The 9,126-nt window shown below is 68.3% G+C and carries 8 protein-coding genes; 3 read left to right on the top strand and 5 right to left on the bottom strand.

Annotated features, from left to right (window positions below; genetic code table 11):
* The 3 genes from DT074_RS27090 to DT074_RS27080 form a co-directional block, all read right to left on the bottom strand.
* Positions 1 to 1,855: methyl-accepting chemotaxis protein (locus DT074_RS27090; protein WP_162915271.1), on the bottom strand; the 1,855-nt coding region annotated here is incomplete at its 3' end.
* Between the two features lie 143 nt (positions 1,856 to 1,998).
* Positions 1,999 to 2,397: a tRNA-binding protein gene (locus tag DT074_RS27085; RefSeq protein ID WP_119422962.1), complete on the bottom strand. Its 399-nt coding sequence runs from the start codon at positions 2,395 to 2,397 to the stop codon at positions 1,999 to 2,001.
* Positions 2,398 to 2,433: 36 nt separating this feature from the next.
* Positions 2,434 to 3,510 (bottom strand): cyclase family protein, encoded by a 1,077-nt coding sequence (locus DT074_RS27080; RefSeq protein WP_119422961.1) that lies wholly within the window; start codon positions 3,508 to 3,510, stop codon positions 2,434 to 2,436.
* A 213-nt stretch (positions 3,511 to 3,723) separates the two neighbouring features.
* On the opposite strand from DT074_RS27080, the gene DT074_RS27075 reads away from it, so the two are divergent.
* Entirely contained in the window at positions 3,724 to 4,767 is a 1,044-nt protein-coding gene (locus DT074_RS27075; RefSeq protein WP_119422960.1) for a CobW family GTP-binding protein, read from the top strand.
* Between the two features lie 72 nt (positions 4,768 to 4,839).
* Positions 4,840 to 5,769 carry a LysR family transcriptional regulator gene (locus DT074_RS27070; protein WP_162915270.1) on the top strand — a complete coding sequence of 310 codons (930 nt, stop codon included), beginning with the start codon at positions 4,840 to 4,842 and terminating at the stop codon, positions 5,767 to 5,769.
* Here DT074_RS27070 and DT074_RS27065 read toward each other — a convergent pair.
* Positions 5,723 to 7,423 (bottom strand): dihydroxy-acid dehydratase, encoded by a 1,701-nt coding sequence (locus tag DT074_RS27065; protein ID WP_119422958.1) that lies wholly within the window; start codon positions 7,421 to 7,423, stop codon positions 5,723 to 5,725. The two genes, DT074_RS27070 and DT074_RS27065, sit on opposite strands and share 47 nt — an antisense overlap.
* Complete coding sequence (locus DT074_RS27060; RefSeq protein WP_119422957.1) at positions 7,420 to 8,097, bottom strand: GntR family transcriptional regulator; 678 nt, start codon at positions 8,095 to 8,097, stop codon at positions 7,420 to 7,422. The genes DT074_RS27065 and DT074_RS27060 overlap by 4 nt, the downstream gene beginning before the upstream one ends.
* A 122-nt stretch (positions 8,098 to 8,219) precedes the next feature.
* Between DT074_RS27060 and DT074_RS27055 the strand changes: the two genes are divergently transcribed.
* A complete protein-coding gene (locus DT074_RS27055; protein WP_119422956.1) occupies positions 8,220 to 8,957 on the top strand; it encodes a sulfite exporter TauE/SafE family protein in 738 nt (245 codons plus the stop codon).
* The last annotated feature ends 169 nt before the right edge of the window (positions 8,958 to 9,126 follow it).

Below are 9,126 nucleotides of genomic sequence, written 5' to 3'. Positions count from 1 at the left end.
AGCCCTTGCCCGCCTCGCCGGCGCGCGCCGCCTCGATCGTGGCGTTCAGCGCCAAGAGGTTGGTCTGGCTGGCGATGTTGGTGATCAGGTTGACCACCTCGCCGATCTTGCTCGCGGCCTCGGCGAGGCCGTCCACCGTCTTGCCGGTCGACTGCGCCTGCGCCACCGCCTCCGCCGCCGTGCGGGTCGATTCCGATACCTGCCGGCTGATCTCGCTGATCGAGGCCGACAGCTCCTCGGACGCGGAGGCAACCGTCTGCACGTTGGCCGAAGCCTGCTCCGACGCCGCGGCCACCGCCGTGCTCTGCCGGCTGGTCTCCTCCGCCGTGGCGGAGAGCGCGGTCGAAGAGCTCTGCATCTCGGTGGCGGAGGACGAGACGGTGTTAACCACGGCCATAACCGTCGCCTCGAAACCGTCGGCAAGCGCATTCATTTCCGATTTCCGCTTCGCCTCGGCCTCCATACGCATGCGCTCCTCCGCGGCACGCTTCTCGTCTTCCGCCTTGCGCTTAGCCTCCGCCGCTTCGCGCTCGCGGCGCTCTTCCGCCTGCCGTGCCTCTTCCTCGGCGGCCCGCTCGCGCGCCTCCCGTTCGCGCTCGGCAGCTTCCTCGCGCAGGCGGTTCTGCTCGGCCTCGTATTGCAGGCGCTCGTTCTCGATCATGCCCTGCTTGAACACCTCGACCGCCGCCGCCATGGCGCCGATCTCGTCGGCGCGGCCGAGCGAAGGCACTTCGGTTGCCTTATCGCCGCCGGCGAGCTGTCCCATGGCCTGCACCATGCGGGTGATCGCGGCCGAGACGCGGAAGCTGGCGAGCCAGATCGCCACCGTGCCGAGCGCGAAGACGGCAACGGCCAGCGCGCCCCAGAGCACCAGCGCTTGGTTACTCTCGCCTTCGAGCTCATCGGCCAGATCGTGCGCCGATGCGGAGGCGGCGGCACCGAGCGCCAGCATCGTGTCGACCGACCGCGTCGCCTTCTCGAACCACGCCGCGGCGGTCAGCGGGTAGGGCTTGCCCTCGGCGCTCGCGCTCAGAATGGCGGTCCGATCGGTCTCGATCTGCTCCAGGAAGGAAGCGCGTACCGCTTCGGCCATCTGGCGGATCTTGGGGTCGTTCAGGTGCCAGCGCGTTGCCGCGTCGATCTGCACCCAGGCCCGCATGGCGCTGCCATGCGCCTGCCCGATCTGATCAAGGGCAGCCGGCGCGATCGGCTTGCCGGAGGCGATGGCGCCGGCAATCTGCGCACGTTCGCGCCCCGCGAACTCCGCCATGATCCAGGTGAAGTGTTTGAGGTCGCCATAGGCGGCGAGCCGCGCTTCGGTCGTGGTGGATTTGAGATCGGCCGCCATGCGCACATCGCGCGAGGCTTCGATCATCTTGGTGATCGCCGGCACCCAGGCGGCGACGACCGCCGCGTCGCGCTGCTCGCGCGGCTTGCCGATCGCATCGTCTACCTTGCGCCGCATCTCGACGACGGCACGATGTTGCTGCTCGGCCGCGGCGATCAACGAATCGCGGTCCGCAAACTGCATGTCCGGCCGCTTCAGATGGTCGAGCGCCTCGACGAGCGCGGCGTCGCCGGCTTGGCGCGCCGTCTCGACCGCCTTGCGCGCGGCGGCTTCGATTGCCGAAGCGCCGTTGAGTGCGGCATTGGCGGCACCGCGCTCGCGCGCCCATTGCGCCGCCGCTTCGATCAGGCGATCGGCAATCAGGTTGCGTTCGCTGGTTTCGACGGCATGGGCGCTCTGCTGCCAGGCGCGCACAGCTTCCAGCATCGCCAGGGCTGACAAAGGCAAGACCAGCAGCAGGACGATGCCAATCAGCGAATTGCGGATTGATAGCAACTGACCGAACATATGTTTCACTCCCCCATAGTACTGCCGGTTGCATAGGCATTTGCCTACACAGTGGGCACTTTCGCCGTTTTACAGGGAGCGGAATTAATAATTACTTGCGAAATCGCACAATGTCCGGATTTTGTATTCTCCAGTAGCGGCAATCAAAACATTCGCCCACCGTCGGGTACCGCCAGATCCGGCCGAAGCAGCACGACTTCGCCGGCTTCGTCGGGCAGACCCAGGCACAGGACTTCCGACATGAACCGGCCGATCTGCCGCGGCGGGAAATTCACCACGGCGACGACTTGCCGGCCGACCAGCTGTTCCGGCGTGTAGTGGCGGGTGATCTGGGCCGAGCTCTTCTTGACGCCGATCGCCGGACCGAAATCGACCTTCAGCTTGATGGCGGGCTTGCGCGCCTCCGGGAACGGCTCGGCTTCGACGACGGTGCCGATACGGATATCGACCTTGAGGAAGTCGTCGAAGCTGATCGTCGCAGGCGGCGCGGCGTCGGATGCGGACACGGGCAGGACTCCGGAAACGAAACGGGCGGGCTCCATGAGCCCGCCCGTCTTTAGCGAAATCCGCCGCGATCGTCAGGTGATCGCAATGGGGCAGCCGTTGCTTCCGGTCGCGCCTTTGATCGGCGAGGGCGAGAAGCAGTAGACGAACTGGTAGACATTGTCCTTCAGCAGATCGTCGAAGATCAGGTTCTCGTGGTTGACTATGCCGTTCTTGGTGATCAGCTCGCCATGCACCGGGAAGGCCAGATCCTTGTCCGGGTTCGGGATCACCTCGGTCGGCCAGGTGTCGGCGCCGGTGAGGCAGAGGCCCTTCTTGGCGATCCACTGCGCCGCTTCCATGCCGATGCCGGGGCAGCCGGCATTGTACTTGTCGTTGTTCTTCATCCAGAGCTGACCCCAGCCCGTGTGGAACAGGATGGCGTCACCCTCCTTGACGTCACGCTCGGCAATGCCGACGCGGGACAGCGCGGCGATGATGTTGGCGACGGTGATCTCCTCGCCGGCATCCCACATGCGGCCCTTGAGCGGCACCACATCGACCAGATGGGCGCGGGTGAAGATCGGCTTCAATTTCTCGGTGCCGAGCTTCTTCAGCCCATAGGCGTCGTTGATCTCCTGGGCGGTGAAGCCGTTGTAATAGCGCATCTGGTTCTTGTCGCCGTCGGGCCCGACCTGGATGCCGATATGGCCGAGCCCGTCGAACTGGGTGCCGACCTGGCCGATCTCGGTCGCCAGATACTCGTCGTTGTAGATCAGCTTGTTCTTGCCGAACGGTCCGCCGGTGGGACCGCCGGGAATGCGAAGCGCGAAGGCGCGGGCGCCGAACAGCGGCATGCCCTGCTCGTAGACCCGCCCGATCTTGTAGATCTTGCCCGTCCGGATCAGCTTGGCCGCGTCGAGCACCTTCTGCGGCGTGATCCAATTGGTCGAGCCCGCCTCGTCGGCGGCGCCCCAGCGCGATGGCCACCATTGCGCCTGGGTCTGTGCCTGGGCCGTGGAAATCGGCGCCATGCCGAACTTGCCGGCGACACCGGCCGCCACCGCGCCGGCGGCGCCGATCGCGGCCGCGGTCTTGAAGAAGTCACGCCGCTCCGGCGAGGCGACTTCTTCCGGTTCATGATTCTGCGCGTGATCCGCCTGGTCGGTCATTTGATCCACCCTCCCCTTCTTCTTCTGCGCGGCCAGTAGGCAGGGCGCAGATCTTCGACGGGCCGATGGTTCGCTGCCCAATTGCACAAGTCAAGCGCGACCATCTTTGTCACAACGCAACAACATACTGGTTAATTGTTCAGGCAATCACTTGTCGGTTCTTGCGCCTCGTCTGGCCGCCTCCTTAAATTGCGGCGACGGGGAGGAAATCGCATGAGCCTGTTCGACCGTGACCGCTCGGCGGCACGCATGCCGGTATCGCTGGTCACCGGCTTCCTCGGCAGCGGCAAGACGACGCTGATCAACCGCCTGTTGCGGCATCCCGGCATGGCCGCCACCCTGGTCGTGGTCAACGAGTTCGGCGATGTCGGCCTGGACCACCTGCTGTACGAGCGGGTCGACGGCGAGACCGTGCTGATGCAGTCGGGCTGTGTCTGCTGCACCGTGCGCAGCGACCTCGAGACGACCTTGCGCGACATCGCTGCCAAGCGCGCGAAGGGCGCGCTGCCGCCGTTCGAGCGCGTGCTGATCGAGACGACCGGGCTTGCCGATCCGGCGCCGATCGTGCAGCTCCTGCTGAACCATCCACTGACGGCGCACGACTTCCGGCTCGACGCGGTGATCACCACGGTCGACGCAGTGCATGGCGCACGCCAGCTCGATGAGCATCGCGAGCCGGTGAAGCAGGCAGCCATCGCGGACCGGCTGTTGATTACCAAGGCGGATCTCGCGACCGCCGACCAGATGCAGGCCTTGCGGCTGCGTCTCGGATTCCTCAATCCCGGCGCCGGCATGCACGAAGTCCGGCACGGCGCGATCGAGCCCGAGCGTCTGTTCGGCGCCGCGTTGTTCGATCCGGCGCGCAAGACCGCCGATGTGCGGCGCTGGCTCAATGCCGAGGCCTACGACGCACCAGTCCATGCGCACGACCTCAATCGCCACGGCACCGATATCGAGAGCTTCTGCCTTGCCTTTGACGAACCGCTCGACTGGCAGGCCGTGCACGACTGGCTCGCCGCGATCCGACGCGAGCGCGGCGAGGATCTGCTCAGGGTTAAGGGCATCCTCAACCTCGCCGGCGAGTCGGCACCGGTGGCGATCCACGGCGTGCACCACGTCTTCCATCCGCCGGTCCAGCTCGAGGCCTGGCCGGAGGGCGACGACCGCCGCTCGCGCATCGTCTTCATCATGCGCGGCCTCGACCGTGCCGCGATCGCAGAGAGCTTCGCGAGCTTCTGCATCCGCGCAGCCGCCTAAGAAACGAGCAACGGCGTCAGCACACGCGAGGAATCCGTTGTCTTCGCCGCGGCAATGCGATTTCCTCCGCCCATGCGGGGGCTCAGTCCGGATCAGCTCAATGCCTTTCTCGAGGTGACGCGCCTCGCGAGCTTCTCGCGCGCGGCCGAGCGGCTGCATCTCAGCCCCTCCGCCATCAGCCTGCAGATCCGCGGACTGGAGACGCGCCTCGGCGTGCAGCTGATCGAGCGGCTGGGCAAGAAGGCGCATCCGACGCCGGCCGGGCGCGAGCTGATGCAGCATGCCGAGGCGATCCTGCGCCAGTCGGAGCTCGCGGCGGAGGCGATGCGGAGCTTCGCCGGCACCGGCATGGGCACGGTCAGGTTCGGCTGCGGTACCGCCGCGCTCGCCTATCTGCTGCCGCCGCTGCTGCGCCGGCTCCGGCGCGAGCATCCCAAGCTCGGGCTTGCCATCAGCACCACCACCACCGACGCCATGGTGGCCCAGCTGCACGCCAACGAGATCGACCTCGCCGTCCTGTCGCTGCCGATCGACGAAGGCGGGCTTGCCATCACCTTCCTGCGCGAGGATCCGCTGGTCGCTGTCTTTGCCGCCGGCACCCGCAACCTGCCGAAGGAAGTGACCCCGACCGATTTCGCCCGCCACGTCCTGGTCACCGACAATGCCGGCGCGCGGCTGAACAGCACGGCGGTCGGATGGGTACGGGCCGGCGGCGTCGAGCCCAGCCCGCGCATGGAGCTCGCCAGCATCGAGGCGATCAAGAACGTGGTGGCGACCGGCATCGGCGCGGCGCTGCTGCCGGTCGAGGCGGTGGCCGGCAAGCTCACGGTCGGCAGCCTGGCGGTGCGCCCGCTGAAGCCGCCCCTCACCCGCCGGCTGGCACTCGCCCAGCGCAAGGACAAGCCGGACAACCCGGCGCTGGTCGCGGTGCGCAACGCGCTGCTGGGCCTGCGCGTCAGCCCGAAAGAAAGTCGAAGTCGCAGCCCTGATCGGCCTGCGTGACCCGCTCCGCGTAGAGCCGGGCATAGCCGCGCGCCGGCAGGGCGGGCGGCTTCCAGGCGGCGCGGCGGCGGGCCAGCTCCGCCTCGTCGACCAGCAGGTCGAGCCGGCGGGATGCGCGGTCCATGCGGATCTGGTCGCCGTCGCGCACCAGGGCGAGCGGGCCACCTTTGGCCGCTTCCGGCGCCGCATGCAGCACCACGGTGCCGAACGCCGTGCCGCTCATGCGGGCGTCCGAGATCCGCACCATGTCCTTGACGCCGGCCTGGGCCAGCTTCTTCGGGATCGGCAACGCGCCGGCTTCCGGCATGCCGGGCGCGCCGACCGGGCCGGCATTGCGCAACACCAGCACATGGCCCGGCGTCACCGGCAGCGCCGGATCGTCGATCCGCGCCGAAAGATCGTCGAGGTTGTCGAACACCAGCGCCGGCCCCTGATGCGTGCAGAGCGCGGGCGTCGCCGCGGCCAGCTTGATGATGGCGCCGTCCGGCGCAAGGTTGCCGCGCAGCACCGCGATCGCCTCGCCGGCGACGACCGGATCGTCGAGCCGGCGGATGATGCGGTCGTCGGTATAGGGCGCCCAGCGCTCGATCACCTGGCCCAGCGTCTCCCCCGTCACCGTCTTCGCCGCGAGGTCGAGATGGTCGCGCAGGCGGCGCAGCAGCGCAGGAATGCCGCCGGCGGCGTGCAGGTCCTCGATGAAGTTGCCGCCGGCCGGCTTCAGGTCGGCGATCACCGGGACTTCGCGGCCGATGCGATCGAGCTCGTCGAGATCGAACTTCAGCCCGGCGCGGCCGGCGATGGCGGCGAGATGCACAATGCCGTTGGTCGAGCCGGAGATCGCCTGCAGCACCACCATGGCATTGCGCAAGGCCGACTTGGTCAGAAGTTCGCCCGGCCGCGGCGCACCGGTGGTCGCCATCTTCACGGCATGGCCGCCGGTCGCCTCGGCGAGCCGCATGCGCTCCGACGACACCGCCGGCGCCGTCGCCGCGCCGGCGAGCGTGAAGCCCATGGTCTCCGCCATCGAGGCCATGGTGCTGGCAGTGCCCATCACCATGCAGGTGCCCTGGGTCGGCATCAGCCGGTCATGCGCGCGGTCGAGATCGGCCGCGCCGATCTCGCCGGCACGGAATCCCGCCCAGAGGCGCCGGCAATCGGTGCAGGCGCCGAGCCGCGTGCCTTCGTGCCGGCCGGCCAGCATGGCGCCGACCGGGATGACGATGGCCGGCACGTCGGCGCTGACCGCGCCCATCAGCTCGGCCGGGATGGTCTTGTCGCAGCCGCCGATCAGCACGGCGGCATCCAGGGGGAGCGCCTTCAGCATCTCCTCCACGTCCATCGCCATCAGGTTGCGCAGCAGCATCGAGGTCGGGTAGCTGAACGCCTCGTGCAGCGACACGGTCGGGAAGGCGAAGGGGATGCCGCCGGCCATGCGCACGCCGCGGCTGATCGCCTCGACCAGGCGCGGCGCGGTGCCGTGGCAGGGATTGAAGTCGGAGGAGGTATTGAGCACGCCGACGATCGGCCGGTCCAGCGCCTCGTCGGTGAAGCCGGCCGATTTCAGGAAGCCGCGGCGCAGGAACAGAGCGAATTCCTCGTCGCCATAGCGCGAGAGGCGCGAACGCAGGCCTCTCGGCGGCCGGTTCTGGCTCATGCCGCCTTGCCCGGGGCCGCCAGCGCCTCCATCTCGCCCAGATACTGGATCTTGCTCGGCCAGACATGCTCGACGCAGAGCTGGGCCAGCGCCTCGTTGTCGGTGCCGCGCAGCATCTCGATCATGCGCTCGTGGTCGCGCCGCGAGACCAGCAGCTTCTCGCGGTCGGCCAAGGTCTTGGCCCGGACGACCAGGGTCAGCCGCATGTAATGCTCCAGCCCCTCCACCAGATAGGGATTGCCGCAGGCGCCGAACATGGTGACGTGGAAGGCGTCGTTCATCTCGTGCACGCCGCGCAGATAGCCGCGGTCGACATGCGCCGAGTACTTGGCGTGGATGTCCTCCAGCTCCTCGACCAGCCCGGCCGGCGCCGGCAGCGGGATCTTGAGGGCGGCGTGGCGCTGCAAGAGCTCGCGCACCTCATAGATCTGCCGCACCTCGTCGGTGCCCATGGTGCGGACTGTGGCGCCCTTGTTGCGCTCGCGCACCACGACGCCGAGCTTCTCGAGCTGGACCAGCGCCTGGCGGATGAAGTGCCGGGTGACCGGAAAGCGGGCCAGCAGCGCGTCCTCGGTCAACCGCTCGCCGGGCGTCAGCCGGCCGAATATGATGTCCTCCTCCAGAATCTTGACGACCTCGGCCTCGCGCCCGCCGTAGCCGCTCACCTGCAGCATGTGAAGCATTCTCCCGCCAAGCCCTGTCGTTATCGATAGTCTATCGGGCGGGTCCGGCCGACACAAAGCCAGCTTTGCCCCCGACCGAAGCGTCCACCCGCGCCTTGCGCTAAGCCCGGCCCGTGTCCGATCTCCTCCTCGCCATCCTGCCCGTCTTCCTGCTCGCCGGCCTGGTCAAGGGCGTGATCGGGCTCGGCCTGCCGACCGTCGCCATGGGCCTGCTCGGCGCCCTGATGCCGCCGGCCGAGGCGGCGGCGCTGCTCATCGTCCCCTCCGCCGTCACCAACATCTGGCAGATGCTGGCCGGCGGCCGCCTGATCGCGCTCGGCCGGCGGCTGTGGCCGATGCTGGCCGGCATCTGCCTCGGCACCTGGGCGGGCAGCGGCCTGCTCGCCCGCGACCCGACCGGTCACGCGGCAACGGCGCTCGGCGCCGCCCTCATCGTCTACGCGCTCGCCGGCCTCGCGGCGCCACGCCTCCACCTCGGCCCACGCACCGAAGCCTGGGCCGGGCTGCCAATCGGTGCGCTCACGGGCCTGATCACCGCGGCGACCGGTGTCTTCGTCATCCCCGCCGTCCCCTTCCTGCAGGCGATCGGACTGGAGAAGGAGGAACTGGTCCAGGCGCTCGGCCTCTCCTTCACCATCTCGACCGCCGCGCTCGCGCTCGGCCTCGCCCGCGACGGGGTGTTCGGCTTCGACATCGCCGGCGCCTCGCTGATCGCCCTCGCGCCCGCGCTCGCCGGCATGTGGCTCGGCCAGTGGATCCGGCTCCGGGTCAGCGCGCAGACTTTCCGCCGCTGCTTCTTCCTCGGCCTCACCGCGCTCGGCGGATACCTGGTGCTGCGCGGGGTGCTGTAACGAAGCCCCTCCCCTGCCGAAGGCGGGGGAGGTCGGGAGGGGGTTTTCTTTGGTCCGAACCGGTTAGATATCGGACAGAGTAGACCGGATAGATGCCTGACAGTTTTTGTGGGTCGGCGAGAGGGATCTGCCGATGCCATGGAAAGAGACGAGTGAGATGGACGAGAAG

Source organism: Desertibaculum subflavum, assembly GCA_003576705.1.
In the GTDB taxonomy this organism is placed as follows: Bacteria; Pseudomonadota; Alphaproteobacteria; order Ferrovibrionales; family Ferrovibrionaceae; genus Desertibaculum; species Desertibaculum subflavum.
This window is presented reverse-complemented; position numbering and strand designations above follow the sequence as displayed.